The sequence below is a fragment of the Mesorhizobium delmotii genome, assembly GCF_900149755.1.
In the GTDB taxonomy this organism is placed as follows: Bacteria; Pseudomonadota; Alphaproteobacteria; order Rhizobiales; family Rhizobiaceae; genus Mesorhizobium; species Mesorhizobium delmotii.
Genome location: NZ_FUIG01000059.1, coordinates 1 through 20910 on the forward strand (window position 1 = coordinate 1; position 20910 = coordinate 20910).

19 protein-coding genes, 1 tRNA gene and 1 pseudogene are annotated in these 20910 nt (G+C 64.1%); 16 read left to right on the plus strand and 5 right to left on the minus strand.

All coding sequences use genetic code 11. The features are described 5' to 3' along the window. Positions 1-99: 99 nt before the first annotated feature. A tRNA-Ser gene (locus BQ8482_RS31520) sits at positions 100-189 on the minus strand. Positions 190-370: 181 nt separating this feature from the next. After that, positions 371-1518: pseudogene (locus BQ8482_RS31525) on the minus strand (ISAs1 family transposase). Between the two features lie 265 nt (positions 1519-1783). Here BQ8482_RS31525 and BQ8482_RS31530 point away from each other — a divergent pair. The 3 genes from BQ8482_RS31530 (at position 1784) to BQ8482_RS31540 (ending at position 3549) form a co-directional block, all read left to right on the plus strand. Continuing rightward, positions 1784-2473 (plus strand): 50S ribosomal protein L21, encoded by a 690-nt coding sequence (locus BQ8482_RS31530; protein WP_123151137.1) that lies wholly within the window; start codon positions 1784-1786, stop codon positions 2471-2473. Positions 2474-2573: 100 nt separating this feature from the next. Then, positions 2574-2843, plus strand: a complete 270-nt coding sequence (gene rpmA / locus BQ8482_RS31535) for a 50S ribosomal protein L27 (protein ID WP_023678077.1) — start codon at positions 2574-2576, stop codon at positions 2841-2843. Positions 2844-2961: 118 nt separating this feature from the next. Further along, positions 2962-3549, plus strand: a complete 588-nt coding sequence (locus tag BQ8482_RS31540) for a GNAT family N-acetyltransferase (protein WP_123151138.1) — start codon at positions 2962-2964, stop codon at positions 3547-3549. 10 nt (positions 3550-3559) lie between these two features. Here BQ8482_RS31540 and BQ8482_RS31545 read toward each other — a convergent pair whose 3' ends face one another. Beyond that, a complete protein-coding gene (locus BQ8482_RS31545; RefSeq protein ID WP_123151188.1) occupies positions 3560-4429 on the minus strand; it encodes an endonuclease/exonuclease/phosphatase family protein in 870 nt (289 codons plus the stop codon). Positions 4430-4543: 114 nt separating this feature from the next. Here BQ8482_RS31545 and obgE point away from each other — a divergent pair, with 114 nt between their 5' ends. The 5 genes from obgE (at position 4544) to BQ8482_RS31575 (ending at position 10434) form a co-directional block, all read left to right on the plus strand. Then, a complete protein-coding gene (gene obgE, locus BQ8482_RS31550; protein ID WP_123151139.1) occupies positions 4544-5572 on the plus strand; it encodes a GTPase ObgE in 1029 nt (342 codons plus the stop codon). Positions 5573-5574: 2 nt separating this feature from the next. Then, a complete protein-coding gene (proB, locus tag BQ8482_RS31555) occupies positions 5575-6756 on the plus strand; it encodes a glutamate 5-kinase (RefSeq protein WP_123151140.1) in 1182 nt (393 codons plus the stop codon). A gap of 3 nt (positions 6757-6759) precedes the next feature. After that, a complete protein-coding gene (locus BQ8482_RS31560; RefSeq protein WP_123151141.1) occupies positions 6760-8046 on the plus strand; it encodes a glutamate-5-semialdehyde dehydrogenase in 1287 nt (428 codons plus the stop codon). Between the two features lie 249 nt (positions 8047-8295). Then, the gene (locus tag BQ8482_RS31570; RefSeq protein ID WP_123151143.1) at positions 8296-8883 is read left to right on the plus strand and encodes a nicotinate-nucleotide adenylyltransferase; all 588 of its coding nucleotides are present in this window, start codon (positions 8296-8298) and stop codon (positions 8881-8883) included. Between the two features lie 255 nt (positions 8884-9138). Then, complete coding sequence (locus tag BQ8482_RS31575; RefSeq protein ID WP_123151144.1) at positions 9139-10434, plus strand: MFS transporter; 1296 nt, start codon at positions 9139-9141, stop codon at positions 10432-10434. Between the two features lie 23 nt (positions 10435-10457). Here the strand turns inward: BQ8482_RS31575 and BQ8482_RS31580 are convergent, their stop codons facing one another. Further along, the gene (locus tag BQ8482_RS31580; RefSeq protein WP_123151145.1) at positions 10458-11312 is read right to left on the minus strand and encodes a mechanosensitive ion channel family protein; all 855 of its coding nucleotides are present in this window, start codon (positions 11310-11312) and stop codon (positions 10458-10460) included. 240 nt (positions 11313-11552) lie between these two features. On the opposite strand from BQ8482_RS31580, the gene rsfS reads away from it, so the two are divergent. The 8 genes from rsfS (at position 11553) to BQ8482_RS31620 (ending at position 19818) form a co-directional block, all read left to right on the plus strand. Then, positions 11553-11930, plus strand: coding sequence for a ribosome silencing factor (gene rsfS, locus BQ8482_RS31585; RefSeq protein ID WP_023800052.1), 378 nt, complete (start codon positions 11553-11555; stop codon positions 11928-11930). Between the two features lie 82 nt (positions 11931-12012). Continuing rightward, positions 12013-12495, plus strand: coding sequence for a 23S rRNA (pseudouridine(1915)-N(3))-methyltransferase RlmH (gene rlmH / locus BQ8482_RS31590; RefSeq protein WP_123151146.1), 483 nt, complete (start codon positions 12013-12015; stop codon positions 12493-12495). Between the two features lie 136 nt (positions 12496-12631). Next, positions 12632-14008 (plus strand): murein hydrolase activator EnvC family protein, encoded by a 1377-nt coding sequence (locus BQ8482_RS31595; protein ID WP_123151147.1) that lies wholly within the window; start codon positions 12632-12634, stop codon positions 14006-14008. Between the two features lies 1 nt (position 14009). Then, complete coding sequence (locus BQ8482_RS31600) at positions 14010-15335, plus strand: S41 family peptidase (RefSeq protein WP_123151148.1); 1326 nt, start codon at positions 14010-14012, stop codon at positions 15333-15335. Positions 15336-15467: 132 nt separating this feature from the next. Further along, on the plus strand, positions 15468-16637 hold the full coding sequence (locus tag BQ8482_RS31605; protein ID WP_123151149.1) for a divergent polysaccharide deacetylase family protein: 1170 nt from the start codon (positions 15468-15470) through the stop codon (positions 16635-16637). Between the two features lie 2 nt (positions 16638-16639). Beyond that, on the plus strand, positions 16640-17161 hold the full coding sequence (locus tag BQ8482_RS31610; RefSeq protein ID WP_123151150.1) for an RNA pyrophosphohydrolase: 522 nt from the start codon (positions 16640-16642) through the stop codon (positions 17159-17161). A gap of 89 nt (positions 17162-17250) precedes the next feature. Beyond that, a complete protein-coding gene (gene alr, locus BQ8482_RS31615) occupies positions 17251-18399 on the plus strand; it encodes an alanine racemase (protein ID WP_123151151.1) in 1149 nt (382 codons plus the stop codon). A gap of 162 nt (positions 18400-18561) precedes the next feature. Then, positions 18562-19818, plus strand: a complete 1257-nt coding sequence (locus BQ8482_RS31620) for a D-amino acid dehydrogenase (protein ID WP_123151152.1) — start codon at positions 18562-18564, stop codon at positions 19816-19818. A 125-nt stretch (positions 19819-19943) separates the two neighbouring features. Here the strand turns inward: BQ8482_RS31620 and BQ8482_RS31625 are convergent, their stop codons facing one another. Then, the gene (locus BQ8482_RS31625) at positions 19944-20825 is read right to left on the minus strand and encodes a LysR family transcriptional regulator (protein WP_123151153.1); all 882 of its coding nucleotides are present in this window, start codon (positions 20823-20825) and stop codon (positions 19944-19946) included. Between the last annotated feature and the right edge of the window lie 85 nt (positions 20826-20910).

The following is a 20910-nucleotide window of genomic DNA, read 5'->3' on the forward strand; positions in this document are numbered from 1 at the left end:
TCAGAATCGGGGTGCACTACAGTGCACTACAGGGGTGCACTTCACTATGTCTTAGGTACAATCTGTTACCCATGTCTCCGGGTCGGACACGGCGGCAAATGGCGGAGAGGGAGGGATTCGAACCCCCGATGGGCTTGCACCCATGCCGCATTTCGAGTGCGGTGCATTCGACCACTCTGCCACCTCTCCGCGGTCATGGTCCGCCGTTGCCGGCGCGGCGCACTAGATAACGGCTGGACGGACAGGTTACAAGGGCCAATCTGCCCGGCGATCCGGCTTCTTGTCGGGCTTGCTGCCGGCTCTCTGTGTTGCCGCGCGCTTGGCCTGAACGTTCGGCTGCTCGCTACTGGCCCAGGGCAACGAGTCCAGGTTAACGGGGTTGGAGAGCTGCCATCAGGTAGTCGGTATCCCAGGTTCGAGTTTTCGCTTTCCCTTGATGGATTGTTTTCCGGGCATGGCTCGGATGAGGTTGAGGGCGAGGTGGCGGACCATGGCCATGTTTGTGGCGCCGTGGCCGCGGCGCAGGCGGGACTGATCCTCCTTGAACTGGACATCGAGAACCCAGTGTAGCCCGTTCTCGATGCCCCAATGGGCTCGGGCGGCCTCGGCGAAGGTTTTTGCGGTGAGGATGCGAGAGGAGATGTAGCATCGCCGCTCGACCCTGACCTCGGCGCCGGTCTCGATGCGGGTCTCGACCATGGCGATGGTGCTGAGGCCCTTGAAGCGCGGCTCGTCGGGATAGCGCCTTCTGCCACTCATCCAGTCGACACGCTGTGAGACGAGATGACGGCGCGTCTCGATGCGGCCATGGCCCTTCTCGACCTCGGTGAGCGCATCGATCTCATCGACGGGAGCGGCGTCGAAATAGAGCTGGATCTCGGCATGGGCGGTCTTCTGATTGTCCTTGGTGGCCAAGAGATAGTCACCGCCGAGATCGACGATCGTCTCCGCGATGTCGGACTGGCAGCCCATGGCGTCGATGGAAACGACACTACCCGCCAGCGCTCCGGACGCGGCCAGTTCCTGCAGCAGCAAGGGAATGGCGGTGATCTCGTTGGACTTGTCGGCCACCGCCCGTTGCCCCAGCACGAGGCTGTGGGTTGTCGCATAGGCCGAAACCAGGTGCAGCGCCGCCTGTCCACGCCCGCGATCGTGGCTGCGGCGTGAGGTCTTGCCATCGATGGCGATCTGGCCGACTGCTTCGGGCAGACGCTCGGCAACGAAGGCAAGAAAGCAAGAAGCGAACAGGTCCGGTCCGATCCGGTTCATCACCACCCGCAGCCAATCCGCGCAGGGAATGCTGAAATGGTAGGGCTGCAGACGCCGCAGGAAGTCGAGATGCCGGTTCCCCCACAGAACGATGTCGTCATAGTCGTCGCAGGCCGCCATCGTGCCGCAGACAACCAAAAGCAGCACCTCGCTCAGCGGATACATCACCTTGCAGGACTGGCGATTGTCCTTGATCGCCGAAAAATGCTCCAAAAGGCTCTTGCGGCGCGGCGTAGCAACTTCGCTCATGGCTTCCTCCGAATCTGCGGAAGCCTCTTTGAATCACGCTAACCTGCGACAGACCACAAATTACACGCCGTCGTTAACCTGAACTCGTTGCCCTGGCTACTGGCCGCTTGCCTTGACTCGCGCCCAACCTTCGGTTAGGGACAGCGCGCAATCGGCGTGGAGGGTCCTTCCGCGCCGCTTGTTTTTTGAACCCGCAGACTGACAAAAGACGGCCGAACCGCCTGAAGCGGTTCATCAAGGCCGACCGAACAGCGAAAGGCAAAAAATGTTCGCAGTCATCAAAACGGGCGGCAAGCAGTATCGCGTCGCCGCCAACGATCTCCTGAAGATCGAAAAAGTCGAAGGCCAGGTCGGCGATATCGTCGAGATCGGCCACGTGCTCGCGCATGGCGAGGGCGAGAATGTCACGTTCGGCGCGCCGTTCGTCGACGGCGCCCTGGTCACCGCCGAAGTCGTCGAACAGGGCAAGAACCGCACGGTCATCGCCTTCAAGAAGCGCCGCCGGCAGAATTCGCGCCGCAAGATCGGCCATCGCCAGCTTTTGACCACCGTGCGGATCGCCGAGATCCTGCTGGGTGGCGCCAAGCCGACGAAGAAGGCCGCGGCCAAGACCGAGGCGAAGGCCGAAGTTGCTGCAAAGGCCGAGGCGAAGGCTGAAGCCGCGCCGAAGAAGGAAGCCAAGGCAGAGGCTGCGCCGAAGGAAACCGAGGCCAAGGCAACCGAAACCGCCGCTCCGCTGTTCAAGACGCCGAAGGGCGAGCCGGACGATCTGACCGTGATCAAGGGCATCGGCCCGGTTGCGGCCGGCCAGTTGAACGAGCAGGGCATCACGACCTTCGCCCAGATCGCCAAGCTGTCCGACAAGGATGTCGCCAAGATCGACGAGCATATGCCGTTCAGCACCGACCAGATCATGGACTGGCGCGAGCAGGCCAAGGAATTGGCGAAGAAGTAAAGCGGCTCGGCGCGATCGTCGCCGGTTCGGACTTGAAACGGAACGCGAACGCGTTCATAAGACCTTTTAAGCGCCCTTGAGGCGCATCGGAGTTAGTTAGATGGCACACAAGAAAGCTGGCGGTTCGTCGCGCAATGGTCGCGACTCCCATTCCAAGCGGCTCGGCGTGAAGAAGTTCGGCGGCGAAGCCGTGATTCCGGGCAACATCATTATTCGTCAGCGCGGCACGACGTGGCATCCCGGCACCAATGTCGGCATTGGCACGGATCACACGCTGTTTGCGCTCGAAGCTGGCGCAGTCACCTTCAACAAAAAAGCCAATGGCCGAACCTACGTATCGGTGAACCCGATGACGAAGGCCGCGGAGTAGCCGGTTCCGTACGAGAACACCGGCACCCATCTCGGGAACCGGTGTCTGGCCAAGCCAGGAAATGGATCAGGGGAGATGGGTTTCCATCTCCCCTTTTTCTTGTGCCTGGAGGACTGACATGGTTGCCGAAGCGGAAGATACAGACGGTGAAAGTTACGCGATAGATTGTCCGGTCCTGGTGACCGAGCGGCTGGTCCTGCGGGCGCCGCGCGAAAGCGACATCGAGCAACTGGTGGTGCTCGCCGACAACCGCCACGTCGCCGAAATGCTGGCCCGCATGCCTCACCCGTACGGTGAGGCCGAAGCACGCGCCTTCCTGGCGATGACGGCGTCGCGCCGGGCCGGAATTGCCTATGCCTTGACGCTGGCCGGTACTGAAACTTTCGTCGGTTGCGCCGGCCTCAACACCACCGATCGCGGGCTGGAGCTCGGCTACTGGATCGGCGAGCCCTACTGGAAGCGCGGCTATGCGACGGAAGCCGCGCATGCGCTGGTCGACCTCGCCTTCCAGAAGACGGCGATCCAGGTGCTGCATGCCTCGACGCGGGTCATCAATCCGGCCTCGCGCCGGGTCATTCACAAATGCGGCTTCCAATATGCCGGCCAGGGCATGCTGAACTCGATCGTCGCCGGCCAGGTGCCGGTCGAGCGCTACCGTCTCGATCGCAAGACCTGGACCAGCCTGCGCAACTGGGTGCATTTCTGATGGATGCTGGTCAGGCCATCTCGACCCAGACCGGCAAGTGGTCCGAGCCGACCGCTTGCTGGTCGACCCACAGGCGTGTCAGCGATTTGGCGAGCGAGGCGCTGGTGAAGACATAATCGATGCGCTTGTGGCGGCTGGCGTCGTCAGGCCGCTTGGGGTCGACCCAGGTGATGAGATCGGCGCCTGTGGCGGCAAGGCGAAGGGCGACATCGACGGCAAGATCGGCGGTCACAGGCATGCCGAACTCGTGATCCAGGCGGCCGGCGAGTTCGACATATTCCGGCGATCCGGCCAGCATGTTGAAATCGCCCATGACGACGAAGCCTTCGGGACAAGGCAGGTCCGGCAGGCCGACCTCGGCGACGCCCGACAGCGCGCCGCCCTCGATCGCATAGTTCAACAAGCGCTGGCGCAGAAACCGGATCTGGTTGGCGCGTTCGACCGGGCTGCGATGATCGAGATGGGTGGAATAGAAGCGGATGAAACCAAGCGGCGTCTCGATCAGCGCCTCCAGCGCGCCGCGCTGGAAATTCATCACTTCGAAACTGCGGCTGCGCGGCAAGAGGAGATTGCGCGACAGATGGACGGGCGTTTTCGACAGCACCATGTTGCCGAGCTGGAAGGTGGTGGTGATGGCGCGGCCGTTTTCCAGGCGCGAGCCGACATTGGCCTCGAAATTGCTGCTGTAGAGGGCGAAGTATTCGGGCAGCGCCTCGCCGAGCTCGGCCACCATGTCGCGGCCGCCATTGTTGGGGTTGTTGCGCGAGACCTCCTGCAGCGCGATCACGTCGGCGCCGCGCACGGCATCGGCGATGCGGCCGACATCGTAGCGGCCGTCGAGACCGACGCCGTAGTGGATGTTGTAGGTTACGAGCTTCATTGCGACTCCGGCCATGTTCATAAACAGCCTCGCCCTTCGCCCCGCCTTGGTTTAGAGCAGTGCCGAAGGCTTAGAGCAATGCCGCAAGGCCACTAGCAGAAACTCAGCAATCCGATGAAATTTCTCGATCAAGCCAAGGTTTACATCCGCTCCGGAGACGGCGGCGCCGGTTCGGTGTCGTTCCGGCGCGAAAAGTTCATCGAGTTCGGCGGTCCGGACGGCGGCGACGGCGGCCGCGGCGGCGATGTCTGGGTGGAGGCGGTCGATGGGCTGAACACGCTGATCGACTATCGCTATCAGCAGCATTTCAAGGCCAAGACCGGTACGCACGGCATGGGCCGCAACATGACCGGCGCCAAGGGCGCCGACGTCACGCTGAAAGTGCCGGCGGGAACGCAGGTCTTTGCCGAGGACAACGAGACGCTGATCTGCGATCTGACCGTGGTCGGCCAACGCTTCCTGCTTGCCAAGGGCGGCAATGGCGGCTTCGGCAACCAGCATTTCAAGACCTCGACCAACCAGGCGCCGCGCCGCGCCAACCCCGGCCAGCTGGGCGAAGAGCTCAACATCTGGCTCAGGCTCAAGCTGATCGCCGACGCCGGCCTGGTTGGCCTGCCCAATGCCGGCAAGTCGACCTTCCTGGCCGCCGTGACTGCGGCCAAGCCGAAGATCGCCGATTATCCCTTCACCACGCTGCATCCGGGCCTCGGTGTGGCCCGCATCGACGGTCGCGAGTTCGTCATCGCCGATGTTCCCGGCCTGATCGAAGGTGCGCATGAAGGCGTCGGCATCGGCGACCGTTTCCTCGGACATGTCGAACGCACGCGCGTCCTTCTGCACCTCGTCTCCGCGCAGGAAGAAAATCCGGGGAAGGCCTACAAGACCGTGCGCACCGAACTCGACGCCTATGGCCATGGTCTGATCGAGAAGGTCGAGATCGTAGCACTTTCCCAGGTCGACACGCTCGATGCCGACGCACGCAAGAAGAAGGTCGCTTCGCTGAAACGCGCCGCCGGCCGCGCGCCGATGCTTTTGTCCGCGGTCACCGGCGAAGGCGTCGAAGCCGTTCAGCGCGCGCTAATGACGGTCGTGGGCGAGGCACGCGAAGCTGTCGCCACTCCGGTCGAGACGCGCTGGAGATAGCGATGGCCGCGCAGTCGCTGAAAAAATACCGGCGCATCACCGTCAAGATCGGCTCGGCGCTGCTTGTCGACCGCACGACAGGCCTGAAGCGCGACTGGCTGGCCTCGCTTGCCGGCGACATCGCCATGCTGGCCGAAGGCGGCGCCGAGATCCTTGTCGTGTCGTCCGGCGCCATCGCGCTTGGTCGCACCATTTTAGGCCTCGGCAAGCGGGCGCTGAAGCTCGAAGAGAGCCAGGCGGCGGCGGCCGTCGGGCAGATTGCGCTGGCCGGCGCCTGGTCGGATGCGCTCGGCAAGGGCGGCCTGAAATCGGGGCAGATCCTCCTGACGCTCGGCGACACCGAAGAGCGCCGCCGTTATCTCAATGCGCGCGCGACGATCTCGACGCTGCTCAAGATGAAGGCGGTGCCGGTCATCAACGAGAACGATACGGTGGCGACCTCCGAGATCCGCTATGGCGACAATGATCGGCTGGCGGCGCGCGTGGCCACCATGATGGGCGCCGACCTTTTGGTGCTGCTCTCAGACATTGACGGGCTCTACACAGCGCCGCCGGCGCGCGACCCGCAAGCCCGGTTCATTCCCGTCGTCGACCGCATCACCTCCGAGATCGAGGCGATGGCAGGTGCGGCCGCTTCGGAGCTTTCGCGCGGCGGCATGCGCACCAAGCTCGACGCCGGAAAAATCGCCACCGCCGCCGGCACCGCTATGGTCATCACATCAGGCACAAGGCTGTCGCCGCTGATGGCGATCGAGCGCGGTGAGCGGGCGACATTCTTCCGGCCGAGCGCCAATCCGGTCAAGGGCTACAAGACCTGGATCGCCGGGCAGCTCGAACCGGCTGGCCGGCTGACAGTCGATGCCGGCGCCATCGGCGCGCTGCTGTCGGGCAAGTCGCTGCTGCCGGCCGGCGTCAAACTGGTCAGCGGCAATTTCTCGCGCGGCGACACGGTGGCGATCCTGTCGCCCGAAGGCCGCGAGATCGCACGCGGACTGGTTGCCTACGATGCCGCCGATGCCGTAAGGATCGCTGGCTTGAAAACAGTCGAGATCGAAACGGTGCTTGGCTACGAAGCGCGATCGGCGATGATCCACCGCGACGACCTTGTGGTGAGCCATTCCGGTGACCAAGTACGGGCCGCTGACCAAGTACAGGCCGGTGACCAAGTAACCAGCGGAGGATGAGCCATGCTGAAGCTGCATGAAAAATCCCGGGACGACACTGCCGCGCTAATGGCCGATATCGGCCGCCGCGCGCGGGCCGCCGCCCGACCGCTGGCCGTCGCCACAGCCGAGCGCAAGCACGCCGCGTTGATCGCCATGGCGCAGGCGATCCTTCGCCACGAGCAGGATATTCTCGACGCCAACGCCATCGACATCAAAAATGGCGAGCAGTCCGGGCTTTCAGCCTCTTTCATGGACCGGCTGAAGCTCGATCCTGCCCGCATTCGTGCCATGGCCGACGGCATCAGCGAAATCGCCGAACTGAGCGATCCCATCGGTGATGTCATTGCCGAATGGGACCGGCCGAACGGCCTGCATATCGAGCGCGTCCGCACACCGCTCGGCGTCATCGGCGTCATCTATGAGAGCCGGCCGAACGTGACGGCCGATGCCGGCGCGCTTTGCCTCAAGGCCGGCAATCCGGTGATCCTGCGCGGCGGCTCGGATTCGCTTAACTCCTCGGCGGCGATCCATGCCTGCCTGGTCGAAGGGCTGAAGGCGGCCAAGCTGCCGGAGGATGCCATCCAGTTGGTGCCGACCGCCGACCGCGCCGCCGTCGGCGAGATGCTGAAAGGACTTTCCGGCAATATCGACGTGATCATTCCGCGCGGCGGCAAGAACCTTGTCGAACGCGTCCAGAACGAGGCACGGGTGCCGGTCTTCGCTCATCTCGAAGGCATCTGTCATCTCTACATCGACCGCTCGGCCAAGCTCGAGATGGCGGTCAGGATCGCGGTCAACGCCAAGATGCGGCGCACCGGCGTCTGCGGCGCTGCCGAGACGCTGCTGGTCGACCGCGCTGTTGCCTCCACCCATCTGGTGCCGATCCTTGAGGCGTTACGCGCCGCAGGGTGCGCAATCCACGCCGACGCCGAGGTGCTGAAAGTGTTCGCCGACGCCCAGCCGGCGACCGACGCCGACTGGGTGAGCGAATATCTCGATGCCATCATCGCGGCAAAACTGGTCGACGGCGTTGCCGGCGCGATCGAGCATATCGAGAATTTTTCATCGCACCACACCGAGGCGATCGTCGCCGAGGATGCCGACGCGGTCGAACGTTTCTTCAATGAGATCGATTCGGCGATCCTTCTGCACAATGCCTCGACGCAATTCGCCGATGGCGGCGAATTTGGCATGGGCGCCGAGATCGGCATCGCCACCGGCAAGATGCATGCGCGCGGCCCGGTCGGTGTCGAGCAACTGACCTCGTTCAAGTACCGCGTGCGCGGGACGGGACAGGTGAGGCCTTGAAGCTGTTCGCTACTAGGGCTTGAAGTTTGCGCCCAGCCACCCCCCTCTGTCCTGCCGGACATCTCCCCCGCAAGGGCGGAGATCGGATGTCGCATAGACTTTCGCCAACCTCCGGCGTCGCAGTAAGGGCGCCAGGGATGAAGCCGCCCATCTCCCCCCTTGCGGGGGAGATGCCCGGCAGGGCAGAGGGGGATGCTTAGCACGATGCTCTCCCCTTCCGAACAACCCGTCCCCTCTCGCTACCTTCATATGCCACATGCCGGAAAGGGCTTGGCCGTCGGGCTGTTCGGCGGCTCGTTCAATCCTGCCCATGCCGGCCATGCGCTGGTCGCCGAGATCGCGCTCAGACGTCTGGCGCTCGATCAGCTGTGGTGGATGGTGACGCCGGGCAATCCGCTCAAGAGCGCGCGGGAACTGGCGCCGCTGGCCGAGCGGCTGCGCCTGTCCGAGCAGATCGCCCGGAACCCGAAGGTCAAGGTCACCGCCTTCGAGGCGAGCCATTATGTCCGCTTCACCGCCGACACGCTGGCCCTGGTCAAGGCGCGCAACCCAGGCGTCGACTTCGTCTGGATCATGGGCGCCGATTCGCTTCGCGATTTCCACCGCTGGCAGCGCTGGCGCCAGATCGTGATGACGTTTCCGATCGCGGTGATCGACCGCCCTGGCGCGACGCTGTCATTCCTGTCGTCGGTCGTCGCCAAGACCTTCGATTATGCGCGTGTCGACGAGGGCGACGCGCCGCGGCTCGCCCGCATGAAGGCGCCGGCCTGGACCTTCATCCACGGTCCGCGCTCGTCGCTGTCGTCGACCGCGATCCGCAATTCGGCGAACGGATAGGAGTCACCTTCTCCCCTTGTGGGAGAAGGTGGCCGAGCGAAGCTCGGTCGGATGAGGGGTGCTGGAAGGATCGCTACCTTGAAGAACTAAGCACTCAAAATTCCTCGATCTTTTTACGCTGCATTTCTTCCAGCACCCCTCATCCGTCTCGGCGCTACGCGCCGATCCACCTTCTCCCACAAGGGGAGCAGGGAAAACCACTGATGTCGCATTTGCGGCTGCTTTTCCCCGATCCGTAGGCGATCCTGCGCGGGCATGACGATTCTCGAGCGAAACCAGATCAGACGCGATCCGGCGCAGGGCAGCCCGCCAGCCCCGGCGATCGCCATCGCCAGCGTCCTCCTGTCGATGGCGCTGGTTGCGGTCGGCAACGGACTGATGTTCGCCTATATCCCAGTCCGGCTCGGCGCCGACGGCTTCGATCCGACCTGGGCCGGGCTGATTGTCACAGGCCTCTCGGCCGGCGGCCTGGCAGGCTGCATCCTGACTGGTCCGCTGGTGCGGCGCGTCGGCCATGCTCGCGCGTTCATGGTGCTGTCGGCGTTGATCGTGCTGTCCAATGCCGCCGTCGGGGCCGGGCCGCACCCGCTGTCGTGGATCGCGGCCCGCGCGCTCTATGGCTTTGCCATATGCGGCCTGTTCATCGTCGCGCAAAGCTGGCTGAACGACGTCGTCGCCAACGCCATTCGCGGCAGGGTCATGGCCTTCTTCTACGTTGCCTATGTCGCCGGGCTCGGTGTCGGCTACTCCACACTGGCGCTGATCGATATAAGGGCTGCGGACGCGCCGCTGATCGGCATCGCCTTTACCGCGCTGTCGATCCTCCCCGTCGGGCTGACGCGGCTCGCCCAGCCACCGCCACCGCAGGCGGCGTCGGTCGCGCTCGGCCGAGCCTGGCGAATTTCGCCGGTTGGCGTCGCCGGCATGCTTGCCGTCGGTGGCCTGTCGATGACGATTTCGGGCTTCGCGCCGATCCATGCCACGGCCAAGGGGTACAGTCAGGCAGATGTGGCGCTGCTGCTGTCGGCGATGCCGGTCGGCACATTGATCCTGCAGATCCCGCTCGGATGGATTTCCGACCGCACCGACCGGCGCTTTGTACTGGTCGCCGCTTCGGCGCTTGCCATGGTGGCGGGCCTGTTTGCGCTGGGCTTCGACTGTGGTGCGCTGGCGGCGCTGGTCGTCATCTATGTGGTCTGGGACGGCGCATCGGAATCGATCTATTCGCTGGCCAGCGCGCATGCCGCCGACCGCGCCGGCAAGGACGACATGGTGGCGCTGTCCAGTTCGCTTCTGTTTGCGTGGTCGCTGTCCGGCTTCATCGTGCCCGGCATCGTGACCGGGCTTTCCGCTGTCTATGGAACGCAGGCTTTCATCTATGTGGCCATCGTCATTGCCACAGTTTTTTGCCTGTTCGTGCTGTGGCGTGTGGTGGCGATGTCGCCTGTTCCCACCGCCGAGACCGGCAATTTCGCGCCGATGACGGCGCAGGCACCGCTGCCAGTCGACCTCGCTTTCCCATCCGAAGAGCAGCGTCGCGCGTACAAGTAGACCTACGCCGGCAATTGATAATCTCACTGTCTGGTGGCGGCTTCCTGCCGTGGCGCTTCCGGTGGTGGCGCGGGTATAGAAATGCCTTCGCTGTCGAAAGCCTGCTTGGCGCGTTTGGTGAGATCGATCTGGGTGGCGAAGAAATCCGCAGCCGAGGTCCAGTAGCGCAAGGTGATGGCGACGTTGCTGTCGCCGACGGTCGCCACAAAGGCAATCGGCGCCGGCTCCCGCCTGACGCGTCGCTCGGTGGCGGCGACGCCAAGCATGGTCTTCTGCGCGAGATCGATGTCGTTCCAGGAGCCGATGGTGAGCGTGATGTCGGCGCGACGGACGCCGTTGCGCGTATAGTTTCGGACTGGCAGGTTCCATAGCGTCGAATTGGGCGCGAGGACGTAGACGCCTTCGACTGTCCGCAACTGGGTAGCGAACAGGCCGATTTCCTCGATGGTCCCGGAAATGACGCCGACCTCGACATATTCGCCGATGCGGAATGGCCGCAGCGCCAGCAGCATGATGCCGGCGGCAATGTTCTGCAGCGTGCCCTGCAGCGCCAGGCCGATGGCCAGGCCGATGGCGCCAATGGCGGCAATGATCGAGGTCGTCTGGACGCCGAACTGGCCGAGCACCATGACGACGACGAGGATCAGTATGGCGTAGCGGACGATCCTCGAGAAGAAGTGGCGCAGCGTCGTATCGAAGCCATGGATATGGCCGAGGCCGGCATAGATCGAGCGCTGGGCAAGGCCGGCGACGGTATAGCCGAGGACCAGCAGGATGACGGCGCCGATGGCCGAGAAGGAGTACGAGACGATCAGCGCGCTGAGCTGCGCAAGGCCGGACTGCACGGTGAGGAGAGCGTTCTGAGGGTCGATAGGCATGAGGGGGATCCGGTTGGTCAATGCGCCGATAACCCAGGCCAGGCGACAAGAGTTCCGATTTTTCTTCAACTGCGGAACCGGAAGAACGGTTCTTCGTTGGCTACAGCAGGGCTGCCGTCTTGAAACTGCAACGCAACTCTGCCTATCTAAGGGGTGTCATCTGCTTTGAAGGGTGATTTGGTTGTTCTTGCTGCGAAAGGAAATACACTGAGAACAGCACTTTGGAAGAAGGCCGACATCGTGCCTTCGCCGGCCGGGATCAGCGTAAACGACGCCGTGTCCCGCGCCATCAAGACAGTCCTTGCCAGTCTGGAAGACTCCAAGGCCGAAAACATCGTCTCAATCGACATTCAGGGAAAATCGAGCCTCGGTGACTATATGGTCATCGCGTCCGGCCGATCGCACCGTCATGTCTCGGCTGTCGCCGATCATCTCCTCAAGGCGCTCAAGGATGCCGGGCTCGGCACGGCGCGCGTCGAGGGACTGGCCGGCGCCGACTGGGTCCTGATCGATTCAGGCGACATCATCGTCCATGTCTTCCGTCCCGAAGTCCGCGACTTCTACAATCTCGAAAAGATGTGGCAAGCGCCGGACCTCGAGGAAGAGACCCTCCACTGAGCCGCATTTGATTGATGCATGTCGTTTCCCCAAACCGGTGACCACTTTTGGTGACATGCATTAGCGGCTCTTCGAGGCAGGGATGAAAATTGCCGTTCATGCCGTGGGCCGGATGAAAGCCGGCCCCGAGAAGCAGCTTGCCGACCGATATTTCGAGCGCTTCGCCAAGAGCGGGCCGGCGGTGGGGCTCGAATTCTCTGGGGTTGTCGAGATTCCGGAGGGCCGCGCCCAGACCGCCAACGAGCGCCGGCGCGAGGAAGGCCAGAAACTGCAGGCGCAGTTGCAGCCTGGTACCGCGCTGATGCTGCTCGACGAACGCGGCAAGAGTTTTTCATCCGAGGATTTCGCCGGACGCATCGGCCTGTTGCGTGATGGCGGGCGCAGGGCACTTGTCATTGCCATTGGCGGTGCCGACGGTCACGATCAGTCGCTGCGCGATCAGGCCGATCTGATGGTGTCGTTCGGCGCGTGGACATGGCCGCACCAACTGGTCCGTGTCATGTTGGGCGAGCAGCTTTACCGGGCCGCCACTATTCTTTCGGGTCATCCCTACCATCGTTCATGAACCCGACCAAAACCGGTGAACTGAGGGCCCAGCCGCGGGGATTTTGGTCCCAGGCCCGGGAGTTTATGCTAGATTGGCGAGGCTTCGAACATGGTTGATGGTTCGTTAACGAAGCCACGCATAGAGTCGGGCTTCAATGTCTGAAGATTGGAAATCGCGAACGGGCTTTTGGCGCGCACGCTGCGGCTTGGCAGTGGCGGCGCTTATGCTGTCGCTCGGCGCCGCGCGGGCGCAGAACAGGCTCGACATGGCGCCTGACCCGGACCAGAGCCGCGCCGAGTACGAACGGGTATCGAAGGAGATCACACTGTCGTCGGAGCGGCTGGCCAAGCTCGCCGCCGACATGGCGACGGTCAGGAAGGACCATGCCTCGATCACCGCGGCGCTGATCCAGTCGGCGATGACCGAGCAGAAACTTGGCCAGGACATCGAGGACATCGGCGCCAAGCTGGAAGGGCTGAAGGGCGAGGAGCAGAAGATCCGCGCCTCGCTGGCCGCCAGACGCGACGTTCTGGCCGAGGTGCTGGCCGCGCTGCAGCGCATGGGGCTCAATCCGCCGCCGGCCATCCTGGTCAAGCCGGAGGACGCGCTGTCGTCGGTGCGCAGCGCCATTCTGCTCGGCGCCGTGGTGCCGGAACTGCGCCAGCAGACCGAGATATTGCTGGCGGACCTCAAGGAGCAGTCGCGGGTGACCGCCTCGATCGAGGCGGAGCGGGCGCGGCTGACGGCGGCAGTCGGCGAGCAGACGGCGGAAAAGAAGCGGCTCAGCATGCTGCTGGAAGCCAAGCAGAAACTCGAAGCCGAGACGCAAACGGCGCTGGCGGCGGAAAAGCAGCGATCCGAAGCACTGGCGGCCAAGGCCGGCAGCCTAAAGGAACTGATCGCCTCGCTCGAGGCAGACAAGGCCCGCAAGGCGGCGGCCGCGGCGAAGGCAGCCGAGCAGAAGGCCGCAGAGCAGAAGGCAGCGGGCGCCGACAAGGCTCCGGCGCAGACGGCTCCGGCACAGAAGGCCCCGGAACAGACGGAACTGGCGGCCCTGCCGGTGCCGGAGGCCAACCGGCTCACCGCCGCTGCACCGTTTTCGGCGCTTCAAGGGCAGATCGCGCTGCCCGTCACCGGCAAGATCAAGCGGCGGTTCGGGGCCAGCGACGGTAACGGCGCAGTGATGCTCGGTGACATGGTTGCGACACAATCGGGAGCCATCGTCACCGCGCCAGCGGACGGAAATGTGCTTTATGCGGGACCTTTTCGCTCCTATGGTCAACTCTTGATCCTGAACGCGGGTGACGGCTATCATGTCGTTCTCGCGGGGATGAGCAGAATCAGCGTCGCGTCTGGCCAGTCGGTGCTCGCAGGAGAGCCGGTCGGCGCGATGGGAGAGGCCCGGGTGGCGAGCACCTCGGCATCGAAGAATGGAAATGCCACGCCGGAGCTCTATGTTGAGTTCCGCAAGGATGGAAAACCCGTCGATCCGACCCCGTGGTGGGCGGACCGTTTCTCTGGAAGGACGTGAGATGATGCGGAAACTTTCGCTTCTGTTTGCCGGTGCGCTGATGGGCGCATCCGCGATGAGCCTGGTCTATGGCGCCCCCGGCTCGACGGCGAACGCTGCGGGCTCCGAGACCTATAAGCAGCTGGCGATCTTCGGTGACATCTTCGAGCGGGTGCGGGCGCAATATGTGACGCCGCCCGACGACAAGTCGCTGGTCGAAAACGCCATCAACGGCATGCTTACCTCGCTCGACCCGCACTCCTCGTATATGAACGCCGAAGAGGCGCAGGACATGCGCGTGCAGACCAAGGGCGAGTTCGGCGGCCTCGGCATCGAGGTCACCATGGAGAACGACCTGGTCAAAGTGATCACGCCGATCGACGATACGCCGGCCGCCAAGGCGGGCGTGCTTGCCGGCGACTATATTGCCAAGATCGACGGCGAGGAGGTTCGCGGCCTGAGCCTCAACGACGCGGTCGAGAAGATGCGCGGGCTGGTCAACACGCCGATCAAGCTCACTATCCTGCGCCAGGGCGCCGACAAGCCGATCGAGCTGACGGTGGTGCGCGACATCATCAAGGTCAAGGCGGTCAAGTTCCGGGTCGAGAACGACATCGGCTACATGAAGATCACCTCCTTCACCGAAAAGACCCATGACGACCTCGAGAACGCCATCGACACCATCAAGAAGCAGGTGCCGAACGAAAAGCTCAAGGGCTACGTGCTCGATCTGCGCCTCAATCCGGGCGGGTTGCTCGACCAGGCGGTGAGCGTGTCCGACGCCTTCCTCACCCGTGGCGAGATCGTCTCGACGCGCGGCCGCGATCCGAAGGACGTCACCCGCTTCGACGCGCGGCCGGGCGACGACATCGACGGCAAGCCGCTGGTCGTGCTCGTCAATGGCGGCTCGGCCAGTGCGTCCGAAATCGTCGCCGGCGCGCTGCAGGATCTGCGCCGCGCCACGGTGGTCGGCACGCAGTCCTTCGGCAAGGGTTCGGTGCAGACCATCGTCCCGCTCGGCGAGAACGGCGCGCTGCGCCTGACGACGGCGCTCTATTACACGCCGTCCGGCAAGTCGATCCAGGGCAAAGGCATCACGCCCGACATCAAGGTCGACCAGCCGTTGCCGCCGGACCTGCAGGGCAGGGATCTGACGCGCGGCGAGTCGGACCTCAAGGGCCACATCAAGGGCAGCGACGAGGGCGATACCGGTTCGGGCTCGGCAGCCTATGTGCCGCCGGAGCCGAAGGACGACCTGCAGCTCATCTTTGCCGAGCAGTTGCTGCGCGGCGAAAAGACCGATCCGGCGTTCCCGCCGAATCCAGAAAAGGCTGTGCTGAACCAGTAGGGGCCGTGCTGAACCAGTAAAGGTCGATCAGCCGGACAACAGGTCTGGCCGCCTGATCGAAGCGATGTAATGCTGCCGGGGCTGCAAGGCCCCGGCAGTTTGATTCGGGGGAACCGCGGCTGGGGATGCGGCTTGGCTGACATCGGCAACGACATCGAACGCCCGCTAGGGCAGGCAGTCCGGCCGCCGCGCGCGGCCCGCAGGATCAGCGCCGGTGTGGTCGCGGCCACGCTTCTGGTGCTGGCCGTAATCGGCGTCTCCGGCGCGATTGCGCTGCGCGAAAGGCCGTTTCGAAAACCGGAAGAAGTCGCCGTTTCGACACCGAAGACGACAGCGGTGGTCGAACCCGCAGCGCCGGCCAAGGAGCCGGCATCGAAGGCGGAAGCAGCATCCAAGATGGGCGGGCCGCAGATCATCCATATGCCAACCGAAGTTGACGGTGGTCCGCCCAAGGCGGCCATTGTCATTCGCGACCCTTCGACGATCGGCCAGAACCTGAGGATCGCGCATATTCCCGACAGGGCGCTGGTCGAGGCCGGCGAAACCGGCCCATTGCCGGTTCGTGCCGCTGACGGCAGGCGGCCGTTCGATGTCTATGCGCGGCCGTGGTCCGGTGCGCGCGGTGCGCGCGTGGCGATTGTCATCGGCGGGCTAGCCGTGTCGCAGACCGGCACGCAGTCGGCCATCGCCAAGCTGCCGGCTGAAGTGACGCTGGGCTTCGCGCCGCAGGGCAACAGCGTCGGCCGCTGGATGCAGGCGGCGCGGCAGAGAGGCCATGAGATCGTCATGCAGGTGCCGCTCGAACCGTTCGATTATCCGAACGTCAATCCCGGCCGCAACACGCTGACGGTCGCGGCGACGGCAGACGAGAATTTGAAGAATTTGCGCTGGGCGCTGTCGCGGACGACCAACTACACCGGCGTCATGAACTATATGGGCGCGCGTTTTTCGGCCGATGCGGCGGCGATGGGGCCGCTGATGGACGAGCTCGGCAGGCGCGGCCTGGCCTATGTCGACGACGGTTCGTCGGCGCGCAGCCTGGCACCCGACCTGGCGTTGAAAAACGGCGTGCCGTTCGCCGCCGGTGACACGTCGATCGACGCCGTGCGGGACCGCGGCGCCATATTGAAGAAGCTGGACGAACTGGAAGCCACCGCGCGGGCGAAAGGCTTTGCTGTCGGCATCGGCTCGGCCTTCGACCTGACGGTCGACACCGTGTCGTTTTGGGTGAGCGAGGCCAAGAAACGCGGCATCGAGATCGTTCCGATTTCGGCGGTGGCGGCGGATCCGGAAAAAGGTTGAGCATGGCGAAGAAAAAACCGGTCGATCCCGAGACGCTGCCTTATCGTCGCTGTGTCGGACTGATGATCCTCAACGGTGATGGGCTGGTCTGGGTCGGGCATCGCATTGCCGAGCCGGACAGCGAATTCGCCGGCACGACGCAGCTCTGGCAGATGCCGCAGGGCGGCATCGACAAGGGCGAAGAGCCGCTGCAGGCGGCGCAGAGGGAACTCTACGAGGAAACCGGCATGCGCAGCGTCTCGTTGCTGGATGAGGCGCCGAACTGGATATATTACGACCTGCCGGCCCATCTGGTCGGCATCGCCTTCAAGGGGAAATATCGCGGTCAGACGCAAAAATGGTTCGCCTTCCGCTTTTACGGCGACGTCAGCGAGATTGAGATCAATCCGCCGCCGGGCGGCCACACCGCCGAGTTCGACAAATGGGCCTGGCGGCCGATGCAGGAATTGCCCGACCTGATCGTGCCGTTCAAACGTCAGGTCTATGAGGACGTGGTTGCGGCGTTCCGGCATCTGGTTGCGTAGCTTGGCGCAAGCCGCGCTCGCGCCGACCACGCTTGCCGCGTCAGCGCGGTGGCTTTATTGATGGCCAATCCGCTGCAGACGGGGTTGGCATGAACGAGGCCTCCAAAAAATCTCTTTCTGAAAGGGTCGCCGTCAAAGCCGCGCCGATCAGCGAAGCGGCGGCCGGCGCCATATTGACCGTCGATCTCGGCGCCATCCGCACAAATTACCGGCGGCTCAAGGCGCGCTTGGGTGGCGTCGGCTGCGCGGGTGTCGTCAAGGCCGACGGCTACGGGCTCGGCGGGGCCCAAGTGGCGGCGGCGCTGGCGGCCGAAGGCTGCGCTATTTTTTTCGTCGCGCATCCGACCGAAGGGGTCTTGCTGCGCCAGGCGCTCGGCGCACGGCCAGCGATCTATGTGCTGAACGGCATTCAGCCGGGCGCTGAAAGCGAAGCCGTCGACGCGGAGCTGGGCGCCGTCATCAACAGCGCCTACCAACTCGCCGCCTGGCGCGCGGCGGCGCAGCGGGCCGGCCGCAAGCTCAAGGCTGCAATCCAGGTCGACAGCGGTATGTCGCGGCTCGGCATGGCGGCAGCCGAGGTGGCAGCCGTCAATGCCGATCCGCAGGCTTTCGACGGTATCGACGTCAGCTTCGTGATGAGCCATCTCGCTCGCGCCGACGAGCCCGAGCATCCGGCCAACGAGCAGCAGCGGCTGGAATTCGAGCGGCTGCGCAGGATGCTGCCACCGGCGCCGGCCTCGCTAGCCAACTCCTCCGGCATCTTTCTTGGGCAGCCCTTTCATTACGACCTCGCCCGGCCCGGTGCGGCGCTCTACGGCATCAATCCGGCGCCAGCGGTGGAAAATCCGATGCTGCCGGTGGTGCGGCTTCAGGCAAAGGTCATCCAGACGCGCAGCCTCGATAGGGGAGCCGGCGTTGGCTATGGCCATATTTTTCACGTGACCGATTCGCTGGTCGCCGCAACGATCTCGCTAGGCTATGCCGATGGCTGGCATCGACGCGCGGCCTCAGCCGCCTGGTTCGAGAATGTGCGCTTGCCGTTCCTTGGCCGTGTATCGATGGATTCGATCGTTCTCGACATCTCGGCCCTGCCGCCCAACAGGCTGAAGGCGGGCGATCTCGTCGAACTGATCGGACCGTCGCAGACAGTGGACCAAGCGGCCGGCCATGCCGGCACCATCGGTTATGAAATCCTGACCAGCCTCGGACACCGCTTTCACCGGCGCTATGTAAATTGATAGCGCGCGGGCTTTTTTAGGCATGTCGTTGTCCCAAAACCGCTGCGTACTTTTGGGCGACATGCTTGAGCACTTGGCGGACGCCGTAAAATCCGGCAGACAGAAAGCCACGATGCCCCGTCCCAAAACCCCTGACAAGACGTCGTTCTGGAGAACTATGCGATGAAGATCTTCGTGCTGGGCGGCGGCGTTATCGGGGTCACTACCGCTTATTATCTCGCCGAGGCCGGCCATGAAGTGACGGTGATCGACCGCCAGAAGGGCCCGGCGCTGGAAACCAGTTTTGCCAATGCCGGCGAGATTTCGCCCGGCTACGCCTCGCCCTGGGCCGGTCCCGGCGTCCCGTTGAAGGCGATCAAATGGCTGTTGATGAAGCATGGTCCGCTGGTGGTGCGGCCGACTCTCGATCCGCATATGTGGGTGTGGCTGGTCAGGATGCTGCGCAACTGCACGGCCGAGCGCTATGCGGTGAACAAGGCGCGCATGGTGCCTTTGGCCGAATACAGCCGCGACACGCTGAAAGCGTTGCGCGAGGCGACCGGCATCGCCTATGACGAGCGCGCCAAGGGAACGCTGCAGCTTTTTCGCACGCAACAGCAGCTCGACGGCACTGCCGGCGATGTCGAGGTGCTGAAGACATACGGCGTTCCCTACGAGATCCTCGATCCCGACGGCTGCATCGCGGCCGAGCCGGGGCTGGCAGGGGTGCGTGAAAAATTTGTCGGAGGCCTGCGACTGCCGGGCGACGAAACTGGTGACTGCAAGATGTTCACCGACCGTCTGGCCGAGCTCTGCGTGGCGCGCGGCGTTACCCTCGAATACGACACCTCGATCAGGCGGATTGTCCGCAAGCGCAACCGTATCGCCAACATCAATACGAGCAAGGGTTGGAAGGCTGCCGACGCCTATGTGATGGCAATGGGCAGCTATTCAGCCAAGTTCATGCGCAGCCTGAAACGACCCATCCCGGTCTATCCGGTCAAAGGCTATTCGATCACCGTGCCGATCAAGGATGCTACCGCAGCACCGGTGTCGACGGTGATGGACGAGACCTACAAGGTGGCGATCACCAGGCTCGGCGACCGCATCCGGGTCGGTGGCACGGCGGAGATTTCCGGCTTCGACCTGACGCTGCATGAATCGCGGCGGCGCACGCTCGAACATTCGCTTGGCGACCTATTTCCGGGCAGCGGCGACATGCGGTCGGCGACCTTCTGGTGCGGGTTGCGGCCGATGACGCCGGACGGCCCGCCGCTGATCGGCCGTACCGAGTTTTCCAACCTCTATCTCAACACCGGCCACGGTACGCTCGGCTGGACCATGGCCTGCGGCTCGGCCAAGGTCCTGGCCGACATCATTTCCAGCCGGGTGCCGGACATCAATGTCCGCGACCTCGGACCGGAGCGATACGTCAAGTAGTAGCTAAAACGCTTCCTTCACCCAGCCCCAGAGGAAGTTGCGGCGCGACTTGGGATCAAGCTCCAACACGCTCCGCCGCGCAGCGGTTTGAGGACATTACAATTCAGCGTTTGGGATGAATATCGTCAGATGAACAATCCGCGTTCCCGCTCCACCGCCTTGGTGATGAAGCCCGCGACGATCTGGACGCGGCGCAGCGGCCTGACCGATTCGTGATAGACCAGCCAGTAGGCGCGGCGGATGGGCGCGACAATGTCGACAGCCACCAGTTCCGGCATCGAACGGGCGAGGAAGGTGTGCAGGATACCGATGCCGGCGCCGGAGCGCACCGCTTCGGCCTGGCCGAGTGCCGAGGAGATGGCGAAGCTCGTGCGCCAGTCGGCACTGAACTCGGCCGCATAGTCGAGCGAGGGGCTGACGATGAGATCCGGCACATAGCCGATCAGCGTGTGCCGGCCGAGCTCGGCCAGCGTCTGGGGCAGGCCATGCGCTTCGGTATAGGCGCGGGACGCGAACAGGCCGAGCGTGTAATCGACCAGCTTTCCCGCCACCAGCCTGCCTTCGGTCGGCCGCTCCACGGTGATGGCGATGTCGGCCTCGCGCCTGGACAACGAGAAGGAACGCGGCACCGGCACCAACTGGATGGTGAGTTCGCGGTGAAGCGCCGTCAGTGCGCCGAGTCGTTTGGCCAGGAAGGCGACGCCGAAACCATCAGGCGCGCCGATGCGCACGGTGCCGGAGACATCGTCGCCTTCGCCCGCCAAGGTCGAGCGCGCGGCGATCATGTCGCCTTCCATGCGCTCGGCGATGTCAAGGAAACGCTCGCCCGCCGGCGTCAACTCGCTGCCGGTGGTCAGCCGGCGAAAGAGTTTTGTGCGCAACGCATCCTCGAGTGCGGCGACGCGGCGCGAGACGGTGGCGTGGTTGAGCTCCAGCCGCTTGGCCGCGCCAAGGATCTGGCCGGCACGCGCCACCGCCAGAAAGATGCGGACGTCATCCCAGTTCATGAGGAGGGTCCGCTTCAATAGCGAGCGCCGCGTTCCCGCCCACCCCCCTCTGTCCTGCCGGACATCTCCCCCGCAAGGGGGGAGA